The following is an 18,936-nucleotide window of genomic DNA, read 5'->3' on the forward strand; positions in this document are numbered from 1 at the left end:
AGCTTGCCCTTCGCGTGCTGGGCCTCGGTCGCGCGCTCGCTGGGGCCGGCCAGCGCCTGCTCCCGCAGGACGTGCAGTTCGGCGACGCGGCCACGTGCGTCGGTGGGCTCGCTCGGGATCTCGTCGACAAGGGTCATGTACCGACCCTACGAACTCGACCAAGGAAACCCCGCCGTCGACTCCGTACAGTCTCGCGTGTCGATTCCTGGCGGGGACGGACAGAACCGCGGAGGCGGCGGAGCGAGTCCACAGCCTGAGACCCCTTTTGCTTGTGGGGGTCCCACAAAAGTGAGGCGCGGGCCTCCGGGGTCGGGGAGGCCCGCGCGCTCGACGGGTGCGCGGTTCAGCAGCCGCCGCAGTTGTAGAAGGTCACGTCCCAGTGGTTGCCCTCGTCGGCGTAGACGTTACCGGCGCCGGAGCGCCACTGCGGGGCGCCGTCCCCGCGCAGGCCGATGTAGGTGAACGTGTTCTTGATGTAGTTCCCGAGGCACGTGTACTTGCTGAAGTCGAGCTTGTAGCCGTTCCAGTGCGAGTAGGTGCCGCTCGCGTGGCCGACCTCGGTGCCGCCGGTGATGTTGAGGGCGCAGCCGCTGGCGCTCTTGAGGGTCTGGGCGCCCTGCGCGGTGGCGAGGTTGAGCTGCTCGAAGGACGTGCAGGTGGAGTTGTACCGGTCGGAGCAGCCGCCGGAGGACGACCAGGTGATGCCGGAGCTGCGGAACATCGAGGTGGCGGTGACGTGGCTGATCTTGGTGACGGCGTGGGCCTCGCCGGCCGAGGTGAGGGCGCCGAAGCCGGGGGCGAAGAGGGCGCCGAGGACGAGGGCGAGGGCGGTGAGGACGGAGCGGAGCTTCACGGGGGATGCCTCCTGCTGGTGACCGTGACGGGCGGGGACGGCGGTGCAGGTGGTGCCGGTGTGCTCGCGGGGCGCTGACGCGCCTGCCGCGCACGGGGATGATGCCGCAGTTCTACGCGCGTCCGCCAGAGGGCGGAGGGGTCCGGCGTGGGCCGTCCGGGGGAACCGCCCCAAGAAAGGTTGAAAGTTGAACGGAATGCGTCTACAGTCATTCTCGTTGAAGGTTCAACAACACCCCCACCAAGGAGCACGTCATGGGCATCTTCGGCCGCAAGAACACCGAGTCCGCCGCCGCCACCGCCACCCTCCCCGTGGACCCGGCCCTCGCCGCCCTGACCGGCGACTACACCATCGACGCCGCCCACAGCAGCATCGGCTTCACCGTCCGCCACGCGATGGTCACCAACGTCCGCGGCTCCTTCGGCGAGCACGAGGGCACCCTGAAGCTGAACGGCAGCGACCCGTCCGCCTCCAGCGCCGCCATCGACGTCAGGATCGCCTCCATCGACACCGGCATCGGCGACCGCGACAACCACCTGCGCGGCGGCGACTTCTTCGACGCCGAGCAGTTCCCGCTGATGACCTTCCGCTCCACCGAGGCGGCGCAGCTCGGCGGCGACAAGTACCGGATCACCGGCGACCTGACCATCAAGGACGTCACCAAGCCGCTCTCCATCGACCTGGAGTTCAACGGCACCGCCACCGACCCGTACGGCAACGAGCGCGTCGGCTTCGAGGGCTCCGCCGAGATCCTGCGCTCCGAGTGGGGCCTCACCTGGAACGCTGCCCTGGAGACCGGCGGTGTCATGGTCAGCGACAAGGTGAAGCTGAACTTCGACATCTCCGCCATCAAGAACGCCGCCTGACCCTCCCCGCAGGAACCCGGCACCACGAGCGCGCCCGCCCTCCGCGAACCCGCGGACGGCGGGCGCTCGGCGTTGTCAGAGGCGGTCGCTAGCGTCGGCCGCATGGAGATCCACATCGACAGTGCCGTGCTGACCGAGGCCGTCGGCCGCGCCGCCCGCGTCCTGCCCGCCCGCTCCCCCATGCCCGTTCTCGGCGGGCTGCTCCTGGAGGCCGGCGAGGACGGCCGGCTGAGCGTCTTCGGGCTCGACCACGAGGCGTCCGCGCGCGTGGAGGCCGAGGCCGAGACGGTGACGCCGGGCCGCGTCCTGGTGCTCGGCCGGCGCCTGCTCGACATCTGCAAGGTGCTGCCGCGCGGCCGCACCGCCCTCGCCGTCGAGGGCCCCCGGCTCTCCGTCTCCTCCGGCGACGTCCGCTTCGGCCTCTCGCTGCTGCCGCTCGACGCCCACCCGGCCGCCCCGGCGCTGCCGCCGGTCCTCGGCGAGGTCGACGGGGACGCCTTCGCGGAGGCGGTGGCCCAGGTCGCGGCGGCGGCCGGGCGGGACGACTCGCTGCCGGTCCTCACCGGGATACGGCTCGCGCTCGACGGCCCGGAGATGACCCTGGCCGCCACGGACCGCTACCGCTACGCCGTCCGCACCCTGGAGTGGTACCCCGCCCCCGGCGCCGCCGCCGTCGAACCCGCCGACGTCGTCGTCCCGGCCCGCCGCCTCGCCGAGACCGCCCGCTCCCTGGTGGCCGGCGGGCGGGCCAGGATCGGCCTGGACGCGCACTCCCTCGGCTTCGAGCGGGCCGGGCTGCGCACCACCACCCGGCTGCTCGACGGCCGGCTCCCCCGCCACGACAAGCTGTTCGCCCTCGGCGACCACGCCGTCGCGGCGACCGGCCGGGCCGCGCTGGTCGAGGCGGTGAAGCGGGTCTCCGTCGTCGCCGAAGGCGACAGCCCGGTCCAGCTCGCCTTCGACGGGACGACGCTCCGGCTCCAGGCGGGGTACGAGGACGACGTGGCCTCCCAGCGGCTGCCCGCCACCCTCGGCGGCGCCACGGCGATGACGGTCGCCTTCAACCCGGGCTATCTGCTGGACGCCCTGGAGCGGTTCACCGCCGAGGAGGTACGGCTCCACCTGCTGGGCCCGGGCCAGCGCGCCCTGCTGACCGACGGCGACGACGGCCGTCACCGGCACCTGCTGATGTCGGTGAAGCCGCTGGTCTGACCGGCGGCCCGGCCGTCAGAAGCCTCCGCCGCCGTCGAAGCCGCCACCGCCGCCGAAGTCCCCGCCGCCCCCGAAGTCGCCGCCGCCGAAGTCCCCTCCGAAGTCGCCCCCGCCGCCGAAGTCGCCGCCGTCCTGGAAGTCGGGACCGCCGTACTCGGAGGCGTAGGCGGGGGTGGAGAGGGCGGAGCCGAGGAGGGTGCCCATGAGCAGGCCGGGCAGCAGGCCGCCGCCGAAGTAGCCGCCGGCCCAGGGGCCGTACGCCGGGCCGGCCTCCCAGTAGGGGCGGCGGCCGGAGTCGGTCTCGACGGTCCGGGCCAGCGGGTCCTCGCCGTCGTCCAGCCGGGCAGCGTCGGCGGCGCAGACCGGGACCTCGCGGGCCGCCCCGCCGGCCGGCGTCCAGGTGCGGTCCTCGGTGGACGGACCGTGGCGCGGGTCGAAGAAGCACGGGGGCCGGCGCTCGGGCAGCGGCCTGGAGGCGCGGCGGGCGTCGAGCACCGCCAGCGCGTGGCGGCCGTCGTCCAGCGCCTGGGTCACGCCCCGGACGTCGTGCGGCCGGGTCGCCGAGCCCATCAGCGACTTCGCCCGGTCGTAGGAGTCCAGGGCCCGTTCGTAGTCGGCGCGCATCGCCTCGTCGGCGCGGGGCTCGGCCGGGTGGAAGTCGAGCCGTTCCAGCTCCTCGCCGAAGGCGGTGATGTCCTCGTCGACGACGACCCGGAGCCGGTCCAGGGCGGCCCGCTCCTCCGCCTCCTTCCGCTTCCGCCGGGTGCGGACCACGGCGTAGGCGGCGGTGCCGCCGGCGGCGGCGACCGCGCCCAGGGTGACGAGGCCGGCGACCGGGACGCCGGAGTCCTCCGCGGCGCCGCCGGGCCAGGCGGCGGGCGCGGAGCCGCGCATCGCGGGGAGGGCCTGGTCGGCGAAGGCGTTCAGCTGGGTGGCGGCGTCGGTGCCGGGCCGGTCGACGGTGGCGACCATGTTCTCCACCGCGCCGGCCGAGAGCACCCGGGCGTCGGCCTTCGCGTCGAACCGGTCGCCGAGCCGCACCGCGTACACCCCGGCGTGGCCGGTCTGCTCGCGGAGGTTGTCGATGAGCCCCTGCGGCGGGTACTCCGCGCCCTCCGGCAGCACCGCCACGAAGAGGGGCTTGTCGGCGTCCTCGATCTTCTCCGCGAGGGCGGCCGCGTCGGCCGTCGAGAGCTGGCCGGCGGCGCCCGGATCCACGTAGACGGGGCCCTGTCTCAGGGCCGCGCCCGCGTCCGGGACGCCCGTGGCCCTGGCGCCCGCCGACGCGGGAGCCAGGGCCAGGAGCAGCAGGAGCACCAGCCCGGCGAGGGCCGGCCACACCGAAATCGCCCTGGTCCTCATGGTTCGAAATTACCCGAACGGGATCGAACTAGACATCTCGGGCGTGGGTCGTTCTCGGACGCTACTCGGCGGGGTCCACCCCGGCCCGCAGCAGACCGTAGGTGAAGGCGTCCTCCAGGGCCTGCCAGGAGGCGGCGATCACGTTCTCGCCGACGCCGACCGTGGCCCACTCGGCGTTGCCGTCACTGGTGGTGATGAGCACCCGGGTGGTGGACTCGGTGCCGTGCCGGCCTTCGAGGATGCGGACCTTGTAGTCGACCAGCTCGAACTTGGCGAGCTGCGGGTAGATCCGCTCCAGGGCGACCCGGAGGGCGCGGTCCAGGGCGTTGACCGGGCCGTTGCCCTCGGCGGTGGCCAGCATCCGCTCGCCCTTGGCCCACAGCTTGACCGTGGCCTCGTTGGCGTGGGTGCCGTCGGGGCGGTTCTCGGTGATCGCCCGCCAGGACTCGGTGCGGAAGTAGCGGCGGGCCCGCCCCTCGGCCTCGGCCCGGAGCAGCAGCTCGAAGGAGGCGTCGGCGGCCTCGTAGGTGTAGCCCTGGAGCTCGCGCTCCTTGACCCGTTCGACCACCCGGGCGACCAGGGCGCGGTCGCCGCCGAGGTCGACGCCGAGCTCCTTGCCCTTGAGCTCGATGGAGGCGCGTCCGGCCATGTCGGAGACGAGCATCCGCATGGTGTTGCCGACCCGCTCGGGGTCGATGTGCTGGTAGAGGTCGGGGTCGACCTTGATCGCGGAGGCGTGCAGACCGGCCTTGTGGGCGAAGGCGGAGACGCCGACGTACGGCTGGTGGGTGGAGGGGGTGAGGTTGACGACCTCGGCGATGGCGTGCGAGATCCGGGTCATCTCGGCGAGGGCGCCGGCGGGCAGCACCCGCTTGTCGTACTTCAGCTCCAGGGCGGCGACGACCGGGAACAGGTTGGCGTTGCCGACCCGCTCGCCGTAGCCGTTGGCCGTGCACTGGACGTGGGTGGCGCCCGCGTCGACGGCGGCGAGGGTGTTGGCGACGGCGCAGCCGGTGTCGTCCTGGGCGTGGATGCCGAGCCGGGCGCCGGTGTCGGCGAGGACGGTGCCGACGACGGCCTGGACCTGGGCGGGCAGCATGCCGCCGTTGGTGTCGCAGAGGATGACGACGTCGGCGCCGGCCTCGTGCGCGGTGCGGACCACGGCCTTGGCGTAGTCGGGGTTGGCCTTGTACCCGTCGAAGAAGTGCTCGCAGTCGACGAAGACGCGGCGGCCCTGGGCGACCAGGTGGGAGACGGTGTCGCGGACCATCTCCAGGTTCTCGTCGAGGGTGGTGCGCAGGGCCAGTTCGACGTGCCGGTCGTGGGACTTGGCCACCAGGGTGATCACCGGGGCGCCGGAGTCGAGCAGCGCCTTGACCTGTGGGTCGTCGGCGGCGGTGCCGCCGGCCCTGCGGGTGGCGCCGAAGGCGACGAGCTGCGCGTTCCGGAAGTCGATCTCCTGGCGGGCGCGGGCGAAGAACTCGGTGTCCCGCGGGTTGGCACCGGGCCAGCCGCCCTCGATGAAGCCGACGCCGAACTCGTCGAGGTGCCGGGCGATGGTCAGCTTGTCCGCGACGGTGAGGTTGATGCCCTCGCGCTGCGCCCCGTCGCGCAGGGTGGTGTCGAAGACGTGAAAGCCGTCGTCGGGGCGCGAGCCCTCGGCGTTCTCCGTGGTCATGGCTGTGATGGCTCCTGTCGGATGTGGCTCCGGAAGGTATGGATCCACTTGCCCCCATTCTCACGCGTCGTCCGCCTCCGGCGGGGATGGGGCCGGAAAACGAAAAAACCTCTCGCGGGTGCGAGAGGTCTGCGCGCGGGTCTGGGGCACGATGTCCACTGCCGCGGGGGTCGTACCGCGGTTCAGTGGTCACTGCGGACCGGCGCGCTGCTGCCGATAATCATCGTGGTAGCGAGCACGTCGGCAGTGTGCCACAGGCCCCTTCGTCCACGGACCCGGATCTCACGATGCGGAATCCGCGTCCGCGCCCCGCGCCGGGGGCGTGAGGGTCTCGTCGACGAACTCCCGTACCTGCGCGAGGACCTCGGCCCGGCCGGTGCCGGGCAGGCCGACCGCGACGTGCACGCTGTAGCCGTCCAGCAGGGCGCGCATCCGGGTGGCGAAGCGGTCCGGGTCCACGGGCCGGAACTCGCCGCGCGAGACGCCCTCGGCGAGGATCGCGACGAGGTCCCGGTGCCAGGCGCCCTCGATGGCGGCCTGGCGGGCGCGGGCGTCCGCGTCGGCGTTCTGCGAGCGGTTCCAGACCTCCAGCCAGAGCGTCCAGTGCGGGTCGCGCGGCCCGTCGGGCACGTACACGTCGACGTATCCGTCGAGCCGCTCGCGGGAGGTCCCCGGTCCGGAGAGCAGCGCGCCCCGCTCGGCCCCGAGCCGCCCCTCGCTCCACTCCAGGGTCTGGAGCAGCAGCTCGTCCTTGGTACGGAAGTAGTAGAGGAGGTGTCCGCTGCTCATCCCGACCTGCCGCCCCAGCCCGGCCATGGTGAGCCCGTCGAGGCCGCGCTCGGCGACGGTGTCCATCGCCGCCGAGAACACCTCCTCGCGGGGCGGGGCGGCCTGGTTGCGGCGGCGGGGGGCGGGGGACGGGCTGCTGCTCTGACTCACTCGTACGTTCTACACCGCGGGCTGCTGCTGGGTGATGCAGTGGATGCCGCCGCCCGCCGCGAAGATCGTGCGGGCGTCGACCAGGACGACCTCGCGGTCCGGGAAGAGGCGGCGGAAGATCTCGGCGGCGAGCTCGTCGTGCGGGTCGTCGAAGGCGCAGAGGATCACGGCGCCGTTGCACAGGTAGTGGTTGATGTAGGAGTAGTCGACCCACTCGCCCTCCTCGTCCCTGAGGACGGTGGGGGCGGGGACCTCGATGACCTCCAGGGGGCGGCCGTCGGCGTCGGTCTGGGCGCGGAGGATGTCCACGTACAGCCGGGAGCGGGCGTAGTCCGGGTGGTTCGGGTCCTGCTGGCTGTGGACGAGGACGGTGCCGGGGCGGGCGAAGGCGGCGACGATGTCGACGTGGCCCTGGGTGCCGTACATGCCGTAGTCGCCGGCGAGGCCGTGCGGCAGCCAGATCGCCTTGCGGGTGCCGAGCTTGGCGTGGATCTCCCGCTCGACCTGCTCCCGGGTCCACTCGGGGTTGCGGCCGGAGCCGAGCTGGACGGTGTCGGTGAGCAGGACGGTGCCCTCGCCGTCGACGTGGAGGCCGCCGCCCTCGTTGACGAGCTCGCTGCTCAGCACGCGGACCCCGGCCGCGTCCGCGACATGGCGGGCGATCTTGGAGTCGTGCTCCCAGCGCGCCCAGTCCTGGGCGCCCCAGCCGTTGAACACCCAGTCCACGGCGGCCAGGGAGGTGCCGTCGGTGACGAAGGTGGGGCCGATGTCGCGCATCCAGGCGTCGTCGAGCTCCCGCTCGACCAGCTCGACGTCCTCGCCGAGGAGCGCGCGGGCGCCCTCCGCGTCGCCGGGGGCGACGACCATCGTCACCGGCTCGAAGCGGCGGACGGCACGGGCGACGGAGGCCCACGCCCCGCGGGCCTCGGCGAGCTCCGCGGCGTCGGTGAAGGTGGCGTTGGGGCTCGGCCAGGCCATCCAGGTCCGCTCGTGCGGGGTCCACTCGGCGGGCATGCGGTACGAAGTCATGGAGGCGGGTCCTAGAGGAAGTAGAGGCGGTTCAGCGAGACGGAGTCGGCCGGCTCGGAGCGGATCGGGGAGCCGTCGAGCGAGACGAGGCCGGTGCGGTCGTCCACCTGGACGGAGCCGGTGCGGGAGTTGAGGAGCAGGTCGGCGGGGCCGATCCCCCGGGTGCCGCGCACCGGGACGCGGCGGCGCCGGGTCGGCATCCGGTCGCCGCCGAGGTCGACGGCGGCCTGGGCGACGAAGGCGACGGAGAGGTCCGCGGCGGTGGCGCCGTGGGCGCCGAACAGCGGGCCGAGGACGAGCGGTTCGCAGGTGTCGGTGGCGGCGTTGGGATCGCCCACGACCCCCCAGGCGGGGAAGCCGGCCTTCAGCACCATCTGGGGCTTGGCGCCGAAGAACTCGGGCCGCCACAGCACGATGTCGGCCAGCTTGCCGACCTCGACCGAGCCGATCTCGTGGGCGAGGCCGTGGGCGATCGCCGGGTTGATGGTGAGCTTGGCCAGGTAGCGCAGCACGCGCGCGTTGTCGTCGTGCGCGCCGTCGCCCTCCAGGGGGCCCAGCTCGGCCTTCATCTTCCCGGCCATGGCGAAGGTCCGGCGTACGGTCTCGCCGGCCCTTCCCATCCCCTGCGCGTCGGAGGAGGTGATCCCGATCGCGCCGAGGTCGTGCAGGACGTCCTCCGCGCCCATCGTCCCGGCCCGGATCCGGTCGCGCGCCATGGCGGCGTCGCCGGGGAGGTCGGTCTTCAGGTCGTGGACGGAGACGATCATCCCGTAGTGCTCGGCGACCGCGTCGCGGCCGAAGGGCAGGGTGGGGTTGGTGGAGGAGCCGATGACGTTCGGCACGCCCGCCATCTTCAGGACGTTGGGGACGTGTCCGCCGCCGCAGCCCTCGATGTGGAAGGCGTGGATCGTACGGCCCTCCAGGACGGCGAGGGTGTCCTCCACCGACAGGCACTCGTTGAGGCCGTCGCTGTGCAGGGCGACCTGGACGTCGTGCTCCTCGGCCACCCGCAGCGCGGTGTCCAGGGCGCGGGTGTGGGCGCCCATGTCCTCGTGGACCTTGAAGCCGGACGCGCCGCCCTCGGCGAGCGCCTCGACCAGCGGCGCCGGGTCCGAGGAGGAGCCCCGGGCGAGGAAGCCGATGTTGACCGGCCAGGCGTCGAAGGCGTTGAAGGCGTGGTTCAGGGCCCAGGGCGAGTTGACGCCGACGCCCCAGACCGGGCCGAACTCCTGGCCGACGATCGTGGTGACGCCGCTGGCGAGCGACGCCTCCATGATCCGCGGCGAGAGCAGGTGGACGTGGGTGTCGACGGCGCCGGCGGTGGCGATGAGGCCCTCGCCGGAGACGATCGAGGTGCCGGTGCCGACGACGACCTCGACGCCGTCGAGCGTGTCGGGGTTGCCGGCCCGGCCGATGGCGTGGATCCGGCCCTCGCGGATGCCGATGGAGACCTTGCGGATGCCCTGGACGGCGTCGATCAGCAGGACGTTGCTGATGACGACGTCGCAGGTCTCGCGGACGGCGGCGGCCTTCAGGTGCAGGCCGTCGCGGGCGGTCTTGCCGAAGCCGGCCAGGAACTCGTCGCCGGGCTTCTGGGAGTCGGACTCGACCCGGACGACCAGCCCGGAGTCGCCGAGGACGACGCGGTCGCCGGCCCGGGGGCCGTGCACGGAGGCGTACTCGTACGGGTCCATCAGTGGCCCTCCTCGTCGGTCGCGGTGCCCAGGTAGCCGCAGGCGGCCGCGCGGCGCAGCGCCTCCTCCTTCGCGCCGGGGGCGTCCAGCGGCCCGTCGACGAGGCCGGCGAAGCCGATCGCCACGCGTGCGCCGCCGATGGGCACGAGCCCGACCTCGGCGGAGCCGCCCGGGTCGAAGCGGAAGGAGGCGCCCGCGGGGATGGCGAGCCGCATGCCGTAGGCGGCGGCGCGGTCGAAGTCGAGGCGCGGGTTGGCCTCGAAGAAGTGGAAGTGGGAGGTGACGCTGACCGGGACCGTCGCCGTGTTCCGTACGGCGAGGGTGAGCGCGGGCTGCTGCTCCGGGTGGCCGGGGCCGGGCAGCAGCGCGCCGGGCGCGCCGGCGCCGAGCGTGCCTCCGCCGATCGGGTCGGTGACGACGGCGAGCCGGGAGCCGTCGTCGAAGACGGCCTCGACGTGCACCTCGGTCACCACGTCGGCGACGCCGGGCAGCACGTCCTCGGGGCCGAGGACGGAGCGGGCCGCCTCGATGGCCTCGGCGAGCCTCCGGCCGTCGCGGGCGGCCTCGCAGACGGTGTCCGCGATGAGGGCGGTCGCCTCGGGGACGTTGAGCCGCAGTCCGCGGGCCCGGCGGGCCCGGGCGAGTTCGGCGGCGCCGAAGAGCAGCAGCCGGTCGCGCTCGGTGGGGGTCAGTCGCACGTCATACACCTCCTGTTTGAGCGACACTCTAAATGCTGGACGCAACGCTTCCAAGTATTGACGTGCCGGTCAGGCACAGGTCACATTGAGCGCCACTCAAAAATCCCCCTTCCGCTCCCCCGGAGGTCCCATGGCAACGATCGAACAGCGCGGAGTCGACACCGTCCCCGAGGCCGAACGCACCAGCGGTCCCCGCGACCTGGTCGCGATCCTGCTCGGCTCCAACCTCTGCCTGGGGGTGATCGTCTTCGGCTGGCTGCCGGTCTCCTTCGGTCTCGGCCTGTGGGGCTCGGTGACCTCCGTGGTCGCGGGCACGGTCGTCGGCGTCGCCGTCACCGCCCCGCTGGCGCTGGTGTCCCTGCGTACCGCCACCAACCTCTCCACCTCCTCGGGCGCCTTCTTCGGCGTCCGCGGCCGGCTCGTCGGCTCGGTGGTGGGGCTGCTGCTCTCGCTGGGCTACACGGCGCTGACCCTGTGGATCGGCGGCGACGTCATGGTGGGCACGCTCGCCCGGCTGACCGGCCTCTCCGCCGGCGACGGGGCGCACGCCGTCGTCTACGCGCTGCTCGCGGCCTGCACGGTGGTGGGCGCCGTGTACGGCTACCGGCTGCTGCTCCGGCTGAGCAAGGCGCTCGCCGTCGGCATGACCGTCCTGCTGGCGGTCGGGGTCGTGGCGTACGCCGGTGACTTCACCGCCGCGCCGGTGCCGGACACCCCGTACCTGCTCGGCTCCTTCTGGCCGACCTGGCTGCTCTCGGCGGTCGCCGCCGGGCTCAGCGGACCGGTCGCCTTCATCACCCTGCTCGGCGACTACACCCGGTACGTCTCCCCCGCCCGGCACAGCGCGCGGAGCGTCTGGCGGGCCACCTGTCTGGGGCTGCTCGTCGGCCTGCTCGTGCCGCAGCTCTTCGGCACCTTCACGGCGCTCGCCGCCCGCGCGGGCCTCGACTACGCGGGGCCGCTGGTCGCCGCCTCCCCCGCCTGGTACCTGGTCCCGCTGCTGCTCGCCGCCACCGCCGGCTCGGTCGGCAACGCCGGTCTGATGCTCTACTCGATGGGCCTGGACCTGGACGCGATCCTGCCCCGGGCCACCCGGGCGCGGGCCACCCTCGTGGTGGCGGCGGTCGCCACCGGCTTCGTCTTCCTCGGCCACTTCGCCTCGGACGCACAGTCGGCGATGACCTCGTTCGTGCTGCTCCTGACGGCCATCGGCACGCCGTGGGCGGTCATCACCCTGATCGGGCACGTCCGCTGCCGCGGGGAGTACGACCCCGAGGCGCTGCAGGTCTACAACCGGCGCTCGCGCGGCGGGATCTACTGGTTCTCGGCCGGCTGGCACCCGCGCGCCACGCTCTCCTGGGCGATCGGCGCGGCGGTGGGCCTGGCGGGCGTGTCGACCCCGCTGTACGAGGGTCCGCTGCTGGCCCTGACCGGCGGGATCGACTGCAGCTTCGTGCTCTCGGGAGTCGTGGGCGGCGTGCTGTACGCGGCCCTGACGCCGCACAGGGCTTCCGGGACCGTGACGGCCCCGGAAGCCCTGGCGACGACGGAGTGACTACCTGCCGAGCTCGTGCATCCAGCCGTGGGTGTCCTCGGCCTTGCCCGTCTGGATGGCGAGCAGCGCCTCGCGCAGCTTCATCGTGACCTCGCCGGGCCGGCCGCCGGACTGCTGCCACTCGCCCCGGGCGGACTTGACCGTGCCGACCGGGGTGATGACGGCGGCGGTGCCGCAGGCGAAGACCTCGGTGAGGGTGCCGTTCGCGGTGTCGGCCTGCCACTGGTCGATGGAGACGCGGGCCTCCTCCACCTCGTGGCCGAGGTCGGCGGCGAGCTTGAGGAGGGAGTCGCGGGTGATGCCCTCCAGGATCGAGCCGCTGAGGGACGGGGTGACGATCTTGTTCCCGTACACGAAGTACAGGTTCATGCCGCCGAGCTCCTCGACCCACTTGTGCTCGACCGCGTCGAGGTAGCAGACCTGGTCGCAGCCCTTGGCCGCCGCCTCGGCCTGCGCGAGCAGGGAGGCCGCGTAGTTGCCGCCGGTCTTGGCGTCGCCCATGCCGCCGGGGACGGCGCGGACGCGGTCCTCGGAGGCCCAGATGGAGACCGGCTTGACGCCGCCGGGGAAGTACGGGCCGGCCGGGGAGGCGATGACGACGAAGAGGTACTCGTTGGCCGGGCGGACGCCCAGGCCGACCTCGGTCGCGATCATGAACGGGCGCAGGTAGAGGGACGCCTCGCCGCCGTGCTCGGGGACCCACGCCTCGTCCTGGCGGACCAGCGCGTCACACGCCTCGATGAAGGTCTCGACCGGCAGCTCGGGCATGCCGAGGCGGTGCGCGGAGCGCTGGAAGCGGCGGGCGTTGGCGTCCGGGCGGAAGGAGGCGACGGAGCCGTCGGGGCGGCGGTACGCCTTCAGGCCCTCGAAGATCTCCTGGGCGTAGTGGAGGACGTTGGTCGCCGGGTCGAGGGAGAGCGGGCCGTACGGCACGAGCTCGCCGTCGTGCCAGCCGCGGCCCTCCGTCCAGCGGACGGTCACCATGTGGTCGGTGAAGTGGCGGCCGAATCCCGGGTTGGCCAGGATCGCCTCGCGCTCCGCGGCGGACAGCGGGCTGGAGGAGGGCTTGAGCTCGATCGTCGTCATGGGTGCTTGTCCTTCACCGGTTGTGTGTGTCGGACCGCGCCCGCGCCCGCCCGGCATGGCTGCTAGGACGTCCGAGCTTTCCCGCATGGGGCGGCCCACGTCCGATTATCGCGCGTGGGAACCCGGGTACGAAAGGCGGGTGAGGCGGTCCGGGGTCGATGGTGGCACCCCGCGACCGCACGAGAACAGCCGCCGGGTGCGTGGGAGACCCGGCGGCTGCTGAGTGGTGTCAGTGACGCGCGGGTCAGCTCGCTACTCGCGCGGCGAGCGCGTCGCCGATCTGGTCCGTCGTGCGGACGGCGGCGCCCCGCTCGGTGAGGTCGGCCTCGACGGCCGTCTCGACCCGGGCGGCCTCGGCCTCGTAGCCGAGGTGGCGCAGCAGGAGGGCGACGGAGAGGACGGTGGCCGTGGGGTCGGCCTTGCCCTGGCCCGCGATGTCCGGCGCGGAGCCGTGGACCGGCTCGAACATGGACGGGAACTCGCGGCTCGGGTTGATGTTGCCCGAGGCGGCGACGCCGATGCCGCCGGAGACGGCCGCGGCGAGGTCGGTGATGATGTCGCCGAAGAGGTTGTCGGTGACGATGACGTCGAAGCGGGCCGGGTCGGTGACGAGGAAGATCGTCGCGGCGTCGACGTGCAGGTAGTCGGTGGTGACCTCGGGGTACTCCTGGGCGACGCGGTGGAAGGTGTCGGTCCAGAGGTGGCCGGCGAAGGTCAGCACGTTGTTCTTGTGGACCAGCGTCAGCTTCTTGCGCGGGCGGGCCTGGGCGCGGGCGAAGGCGTCCCGGACCACGCGCTCGACACCGAAGGCGGTGTTGACGGAGACCTCGGTGGCGACCTCGTGCGGGGTGCCCTTGCGGATGGTCCCGCCGTTGCCCGTGTACGGGCCCTCGGTGCCCTCGCGGACCACGACGAAGTCGATCGCGGGCTGGCCGGCGAGCGGGGTCGCGACGCCGGGGAGCAGCTTCGAGGGGCGCAGGTTGACGTGGTGGTCGAAGGCGAAGCGCAGCTTCAGGAGGAAGCCGCGCTCCAGGACGCCGGACGGGACCGACGGGTCGCCGATCGCGCCGAGCAGGATGGCGTCGTGCTTCTTGAGCGAGTCGAGGTCGGCGTCGGTGAGGGTCTCACCGGTGGCGTGGTAGCGCCGGGCGCCGAAGTCGTACTCCTCGGTCTCCAGCTTCACGTCCTGCGGAAGCACGGCGGCGAGGACCTTGAGGCCCTGGGCCACGACCTCCTGGCCGATGCCGTCGCCGGGGATGACTGCGAGATTGATGCTGTGAGACATGGCGGCACCCTACTCTTCGTCCCATCGTCTGACACGCATCGTCCACCATGTGGACGAACGGCCAGGCGTCGGGGCCTCTTCGGCGACCGGCCTCAGTGGCCGGTGGAGCCGCCGTTGTCGCGGCGGTCGAGGGCGCGCTGGAGGGCTGCGGCGGCGTTCTGCCGGGCCTCGTCGCTGGGACGGCTGGCGGAGTGGCGGACGCGGGGGGCGGTCTGAGCGGCCATGAGGGATCGACTCCTTGAGATCAGTGGTGATCCGGGCGTGCGGAGATCAGTGGTGATCGAAGGCGCCGGAAGGGGCGGGGAGCGCCGCCGCAGGGGTTGCCTGCACGGGGGCGTCGCGCTCTCGTCCGCCGTTCGCTGATGAAGCGAGACGTTCGGCTTCTACAAAGCTAGGGCAGCCCCCCTCATCTGTCTCCACAATTACTCGGACTTCCTACTATCTGAGACGGGCCGCTCCGCACGGTCAGCCTCCGGCCACGACCGTCCGCACATGAGTACCGCCCCCGACCCCGGCCTGGGGGGACCGGGGAGGGGGGCGGTGATCAGGGGCCGCTCACGCGGCGGGCGGGCGTCAGCCCATGTGCGGGTAGCCGTACTCGGTCGGCGGGACCAGCGTCTCCTTGATGGCGCGGGTCAGCGTCCAGCGCATCAGGTTCTGCGGGGCACCGGCCTTGTCGTTGGTGCCGGAGGCGCGGCCGCCGCCGAAGGGCTGCTGGCCGACGACGGCGCCGGTCGACTTGTCGTTGATGTAGAAGTTGCCCGCGGCGAAGCGGAGCTTCTCCATCGTGTGCGCGGCGGCGGCGCGGTCGTTGGAGATGACCGCGCCGGTGAGGGCGTAGTCGGAGACCGACTCCATCTGGGTCAGCATCTCGTCGTACTTCTCGTCCTCGTACACGTACACGGCGAGGATCGGGCCGAAGTACTCGGCCTTGAAGACCTCGTTCTCCGGGTCGGTGCACTCGATGACGGTCGGACGGACGAAGTAGCCCTCCGAGTCGTCATAGGTGCCGCCGGCGACGATCGTGCAGCTCGGGTCGGAGGACGCACGGTCGATCGCCGCCTTGTTCTTCGCGAACGAGCGGTCGTCGATGACGGCACCGATGAAGTTCGACAGGTCGGTGACGTCACCCATCTTGATGCCGTCGACCTCGGCCGCGAACTCCTCCTTGAAGCCGTCGTTCCAGATGGAGGCCGGGATGTACGCCCGCGAGGACGCGGAGCACTTCTGGCCCTGGAACTCGAAGGAGCCGCGGGTCAGCGCGGTCTTCAGGACGGCGCGGTCGGCGCTGGGGTGGGCGACGACGAAGTCCTTGCCGCCGGTCTCGCCGACGATCCGCGGGTAGGAGCGGTACTTCTCGATGTTGGTGCCGACCGTCTTCCACAGGTGCTGGAAGGTCCTGGTCGAGCCGGTGAAGTGGATGCCGGCCAGGTCGCGGTGGTTCAGGGCCACCTCGGAGACGGCGATGCCGTCGCCGGTCACCAGGTTGATGACGCCCTTCGGCAGGCCGGCCTCCTCCAGGAGCTCCATGAGGAGCACGGCGGAGTGGGTCTGCGTCGGGGACGGCTTCCAGACCACCACGTTGCCCATGAGGGCGGGGGCGGTGGGCAGGTTGCCCGCGATGGCCGTGAAGTTGAACGGCGTGATCGCGTAGACGAAGCCCTCCAGCGGGCGGTGGTCCAGTCGGTTCCACACGCCCGGGGAGTTGGCCGGCGGCTGCTCGGCGAGGATCTGGCGGGCGTACGCCACGTTGAAGCGCCAGAAGTCGACGAGCTCGCACGGGGTGTCGATCTCGGCCTGCTGGGCGGTCTTCGACTGGCCGAGCATGGTGGAGGCGGCCAGCGTCTCGCGCCACGGGCCGGCCAGCAGCTCGGCGGCGCGCAGGATGATCGCGGCGCGGTCGTCGAAGGACATCGCGCGCCAGGCCGGGGCGGCGGCCAGGGCGGCGTCGATGGCGTCCTGGGCGTCCTGCTGCGTGGCGCCGCGGAAGGTGCCGATGACGGACTTGTGGTTGTGCGGCTGCACGACCTTGAACTCGTCGCCGCCGCCCATGCGCTTCACGCCGCCGATGGTCATCGGCAGCTCGCGCGGGTTGTCGGCCAGCTCCTTGAGCTTGGCCTCCAGCCGGGCGCGCTCGGGCGAACCGGGGGCGTAGCCGTGCACCGGCTCGTTGACGGGAGCGGGGACCTGGGTCACAGCGTCCATGAGGCTCTTGACTCCTTCAAAGAGGGGGAGGTGGGCTCAGCCCTTGGTCAGGATGGAGCGGACGAAGAAGAGCAGGTTGGCCGGCTTCTCCGCGAGACGGCGCATGAAGTAGCCGTACCAGTCGGTGCCGTAGGCCGTGTAGACGCGCATGCGGTGGCCCTCGGCGGCGAGGCGGTTCTGCTCCTCGGAGCGGATGCCGTACAGCATCTGGAACTCGTACTCGTCCAGCTTGCGCCCCGCGCGGCGGGCCAGCTCCTGGCCGATGGAGATCAGCCGCGGGTCGTGCGAGCCGATCATCGGGTAGCCCTCGCCGTCCATCAGGATCTTCATGATCCGGACGTACGCCTTGTCGATCTCGGGCTTGTCCTGGATGGCGACCTCGGCGGGCTCCTTGTAGGCGCCCTTCACGATCCGGACGCGGGAGCCGTTGGCGGCGAGGCGGCGGGCGTCCTCCTCGGTGCGGAAGAGGTACGCCTGGATGACGCAGCCGGTCTGCGGGAAGTCCTTCCGCAGCTCCTCGTGGATGGCGAACATCGAGTCGAGGGTGGTGTGGTCCTCGGCGTCCAGGGTGACCGTGGTGCCGATCTCGGCGGCGGCCTCGACGACCGGGCGCACGTTGGCGAGCGCCAGCTCGTGCCCGTTCTCCAGGGACTGGCCGAACATCGACAGCTTGACGGACATCTCGGCGCGCTCGCCGAGGCCCAGCTCCTTGAGGCGGCCGATCAGCTCCAGGTAGGCGTCACGGGCGGCGTAGGACTGCTCGACCGTGGTGATGTCCTCGCCGACGACGTCGAGGGTGACCTCCAGGCCGCGGTCGGTCAGGTCCCGGACGATCGGGACGACGTCGTCCACGACCTCACCGGCGATGAAGCGCGCCACGACCTGCTTGGTCCCGGGCGCGGCCGACACGAGACGGCGCATCTTGTCGCTGCGCGACGCGGCGAGGATCACGGGACCCAGCACGGGGCACCTCCAGAGGGGCGAGGAAGAACAGGGCTGTTACCGGTCGTAGGGGTACGAACCGGGAACAGCACGGGTAACCACCGTGAAACCTAAGGATCGCTCCGATCCTGCGCCATCTACAGCTGTCACGCATCCGTGAGCACGGCCTCAGACATCTGTCTGAAGCGGCCGGCCGGCGGTGCGAGAATGGGCCCGTGAAGGGCGATTACCAGGAGCTGGTGGACGAGATCTCGGCGCTGCTCGGCGCCCCGGCGACCCTGGAGAACCGCGATTTCGGGCTGATCGCCTTCGGGGCCCACGACAGCGACGACGACAGCGCCATGGACCCGGTCCGCACCCGCTCGATCCTGACCCGGAAGTCCACCCCGGCGGTCCGCGCCTGGTTCGAGGGCTTCGGCATCACCCGGGCCACCGGCCCCGTCCGCATCCCGGCCGCGCCGGACGCGGGCGTCTTCCGCGATCGGATCTGCCTCCCGGTACGCCATCGGGGTGTCGTCCTCGGGTACGTCTGGCTGCTCGACGCCGAGCCGGGCCCCTCGCACGACCAGCTGACGGCCGCGATGGACGTCGCCGCCCGGATCGGCGAGCTGCTCGCCGACGAGGAGCGAGCCGGCTCCGACCTCTCCCGCGAGCTGCGGGCCGTCCTCGCAGCGGAGCGCGGCTGGCAGTACGACATGGCCGTCGCCGCCCTCCGCACCGCCCTGGGCCCGGACGCCGAGGGCCTGCACGCCCTGGTCTGCATCGCCCCCTGGAGCGGCGAGGACTCCCCCTCCCCCCGTACAATCCCCGGCGCCGCGGCCCTCTGCGCCCTCCCCTGGCAGGGCCCGGCCGGCCCGTACGCCACCGCCCCGGCCCGCGCCGGCGGCGACCCGGACACGGTCTCCGACGGCGGATACGCCCCCGGGCCCGGCCCGCAGCGGGCGCTCGCCGTCCTGGTGCGACTGCGGTCGGCCGACAACCTCTCCCCCGCGACCACCGCCGCCGGGCGGCTGCGCGGCACGGCCGGCCCGGCGGCCGTCGCCGGGGTCGCCGCGCCCCGGCGGGGCCTCGCGGAGCTCGACCTCAGCTGGCGCGAGGCGACCGCCGCCGCCCGCACCGCGCACGCCCAGCCCCGGCTCGGCCCGCTCGCCCACTGGTCGGAGCTGGGCGCGTACCGGCTGCTCACCGCCCTCCCGCAGGCCGAGCCCGATCCGGCGGTACGGGCGCTGCTCGCCCCCGCGCACGCCGAACTGGCCCGCACGGCCGAGGTGTTCCTCGACCACGCGGGCCAGGCGGGCCGGACGGCGGCGGCGCTCGGCATCCACCGGCAGACCCTCTACTACCGGCTCTCCCGGGTCGAGCAGCTCACCGGCCTGGACCTGGACGCCGGCGAGGACCGCCTGCTGCTGCACATGGCCCTCAAGACCGCCCGGCTCTGACACCCCCGGAAGAGGCGCCGGGAAAGACCCCGGAAAAGCACCGCACCCGGCCGTCGGACGGATGTCCGACGACCGGGTGCGGGTGGTTCGGCG

General features: G+C 72.6%; 16 protein-coding genes. 4 read left to right on the forward strand and 12 right to left on the reverse strand.

Annotated features, from left to right (window positions below):
* Positions 1-343 precede the first annotated feature (343 nt).
* On the reverse strand, positions 344-853 hold the full coding sequence (locus IF73_RS0120970) for a hypothetical protein (protein ID WP_031010306.1): 510 nt from the start codon (positions 851-853) through the stop codon (positions 344-346).
* Positions 854-1,107: 254 nt separating this feature from the next.
* Here IF73_RS0120970 and IF73_RS0120975 point away from each other — a divergent pair, with 254 nt between their 5' ends.
* Both IF73_RS0120975 and dnaN read left to right on the forward strand, forming a co-directional pair.
* Positions 1,108-1,719 carry a YceI family protein gene (locus IF73_RS0120975; RefSeq protein ID WP_031010308.1) on the forward strand — a complete coding sequence of 204 codons (612 nt, stop codon included), beginning with the start codon at positions 1,108-1,110 and terminating at the stop codon, positions 1,717-1,719.
* A 102-nt stretch (positions 1,720-1,821) separates the two neighbouring features.
* On the forward strand, positions 1,822-2,931 hold the full coding sequence (gene dnaN / locus IF73_RS0120980; RefSeq protein WP_031010310.1) for a DNA polymerase III subunit beta: 1,110 nt from the start codon (positions 1,822-1,824) through the stop codon (positions 2,929-2,931).
* 15 nt (positions 2,932-2,946) lie between these two features.
* Here the strand turns inward: dnaN and IF73_RS0120985 are convergent, their stop codons facing one another.
* The 6 genes from IF73_RS0120985 to ureA form a co-directional block, all read right to left on the reverse strand.
* Positions 2,947-4,293 carry a hypothetical protein gene (locus tag IF73_RS0120985; RefSeq protein WP_031010312.1) on the reverse strand — a complete coding sequence of 449 codons (1,347 nt, stop codon included), beginning with the start codon at positions 4,291-4,293 and terminating at the stop codon, positions 2,947-2,949.
* A gap of 61 nt (positions 4,294-4,354) precedes the next feature.
* On the reverse strand, positions 4,355-5,971 hold the full coding sequence (cimA, locus tag IF73_RS0120990; protein WP_031010317.1) for a citramalate synthase: 1,617 nt from the start codon (positions 5,969-5,971) through the stop codon (positions 4,355-4,357).
* Positions 5,972-6,253: 282 nt separating this feature from the next.
* Positions 6,254-6,826 carry a TetR/AcrR family transcriptional regulator gene (locus IF73_RS0120995; protein ID WP_037879925.1) on the reverse strand — a complete coding sequence of 191 codons (573 nt, stop codon included), beginning with the start codon at positions 6,824-6,826 and terminating at the stop codon, positions 6,254-6,256.
* A 93-nt stretch (positions 6,827-6,919) separates the two neighbouring features.
* Complete coding sequence (locus IF73_RS0121000) at positions 6,920-7,939, reverse strand: agmatine deiminase family protein (protein WP_031010323.1); 1,020 nt, start codon at positions 7,937-7,939, stop codon at positions 6,920-6,922.
* Between the two features lie 11 nt (positions 7,940-7,950).
* Positions 7,951-9,633 carry an urease subunit alpha gene (locus tag IF73_RS0121005; RefSeq protein WP_031010324.1) on the reverse strand — a complete coding sequence of 561 codons (1,683 nt, stop codon included), beginning with the start codon at positions 9,631-9,633 and terminating at the stop codon, positions 7,951-7,953.
* Positions 9,633-10,331, reverse strand: coding sequence for an urease subunit gamma (gene ureA, locus IF73_RS0121010; RefSeq protein ID WP_031010325.1), 699 nt, complete (start codon positions 10,329-10,331; stop codon positions 9,633-9,635). Before ureA ends, IF73_RS0121005 begins: the two co-directional genes overlap by 1 nt.
* A gap of 130 nt (positions 10,332-10,461) precedes the next feature.
* Here ureA and IF73_RS0121015 point away from each other — a divergent pair, with 130 nt between their 5' ends.
* Complete coding sequence (locus tag IF73_RS0121015) at positions 10,462-11,886, forward strand: cytosine permease (protein WP_037879913.1); 1,425 nt, start codon at positions 10,462-10,464, stop codon at positions 11,884-11,886.
* Here IF73_RS0121015 and IF73_RS0121020 read toward each other — a convergent pair whose 3' ends face one another.
* The 5 genes from IF73_RS0121020 to IF73_RS0121040 form a co-directional block, all read right to left on the reverse strand.
* Positions 11,887-12,972 carry a branched-chain amino acid aminotransferase gene (locus IF73_RS0121020; protein ID WP_031010327.1) on the reverse strand — a complete coding sequence of 362 codons (1,086 nt, stop codon included), beginning with the start codon at positions 12,970-12,972 and terminating at the stop codon, positions 11,887-11,889.
* Positions 12,973-13,216: 244 nt separating this feature from the next.
* Positions 13,217-14,257, reverse strand: coding sequence for a 3-isopropylmalate dehydrogenase (locus IF73_RS0121025; protein ID WP_031010329.1), 1,041 nt, complete (start codon positions 14,255-14,257; stop codon positions 13,217-13,219).
* Positions 14,258-14,349: 92 nt separating this feature from the next.
* On the reverse strand, positions 14,350-14,481 hold the full coding sequence (locus IF73_RS42595; protein ID WP_267883591.1) for a hypothetical protein: 132 nt from the start codon (positions 14,479-14,481) through the stop codon (positions 14,350-14,352).
* A gap of 349 nt (positions 14,482-14,830) precedes the next feature.
* On the reverse strand, positions 14,831-16,462 hold the full coding sequence (gene pruA / locus IF73_RS0121035) for an L-glutamate gamma-semialdehyde dehydrogenase (RefSeq protein WP_031010330.1): 1,632 nt from the start codon (positions 16,460-16,462) through the stop codon (positions 14,831-14,833).
* Positions 16,463-16,498: 36 nt separating this feature from the next.
* Entirely contained in the window at positions 16,499-17,425 is a 927-nt protein-coding gene (locus tag IF73_RS0121040; protein ID WP_031010331.1) for a proline dehydrogenase family protein, read from the reverse strand.
* Positions 17,426-17,619: 194 nt separating this feature from the next.
* Here IF73_RS0121040 and IF73_RS0121045 point away from each other — a divergent pair, with 194 nt between their 5' ends.
* Positions 17,620-18,843: a PucR family transcriptional regulator gene (locus IF73_RS0121045; RefSeq protein ID WP_031010332.1), complete on the forward strand. Its 1,224-nt coding sequence runs from the start codon at positions 17,620-17,622 to the stop codon at positions 18,841-18,843.
* Positions 18,844-18,936: the final 93 nt, after the last annotated feature.

It is taken from the genome of Streptomyces sp. NRRL F-5727 (assembly GCF_000719555.1).
Lineage (GTDB): Bacteria > Actinomycetota > Actinomycetes > Streptomycetales > Streptomycetaceae > Streptomyces.

Bases quoted from the DNA above. Each gene is read 5' to 3' on its own strand.
- IF73_RS0120975 (WP_031010308.1), top strand. From the start codon at position 1,108: ATGGGCATCTTCGGCCGCAAGAACACCGAGTCCGCCGCCGCCACCGCC.
- dnaN (WP_031010310.1), top strand. From the start codon at position 1,822: ATGGAGATCCACATCGACAGTGCCGTGCTGACCGAGGCCGTCGGCCGC.
- IF73_RS0120985 (WP_031010312.1), bottom strand. From the start codon at position 4,293: ATGAGGACCAGGGCGATTTCGGTGTGGCCGGCCCTCGCCGGGCTGGTG.
- cimA (WP_031010317.1), bottom strand. From the start codon at position 5,971: ATGACCACGGAGAACGCCGAGGGCTCGCGCCCCGACGACGGCTTTCAC.
- IF73_RS0120995 (WP_037879925.1), bottom strand. From the start codon at position 6,826: ATGGACACCGTCGCCGAGCGCGGCCTCGACGGGCTCACCATGGCCGGG.
- IF73_RS0121000 (WP_031010323.1), bottom strand. From the start codon at position 7,939: ATGACTTCGTACCGCATGCCCGCCGAGTGGACCCCGCACGAGCGGACC.
- IF73_RS0121005 (WP_031010324.1), bottom strand. From the start codon at position 9,633: ATGGACCCGTACGAGTACGCCTCCGTGCACGGCCCCCGGGCCGGCGAC.
- IF73_RS0121015 (WP_037879913.1), top strand. From the start codon at position 10,462: ATGGCAACGATCGAACAGCGCGGAGTCGACACCGTCCCCGAGGCCGAA.
- IF73_RS0121020 (WP_031010327.1), bottom strand. From the start codon at position 12,972: ATGACGACGATCGAGCTCAAGCCCTCCTCCAGCCCGCTGTCCGCCGCG.
- IF73_RS0121025 (WP_031010329.1), bottom strand. From the start codon at position 14,257: ATGTCTCACAGCATCAATCTCGCAGTCATCCCCGGCGACGGCATCGGC.
- IF73_RS42595 (WP_267883591.1), bottom strand. From the start codon at position 14,481: ATGGCCGCTCAGACCGCCCCCCGCGTCCGCCACTCCGCCAGCCGTCCC.
- pruA (WP_031010330.1), bottom strand. From the start codon at position 16,462: ATGGACGCTGTGACCCAGGTCCCCGCTCCCGTCAACGAGCCGGTGCAC.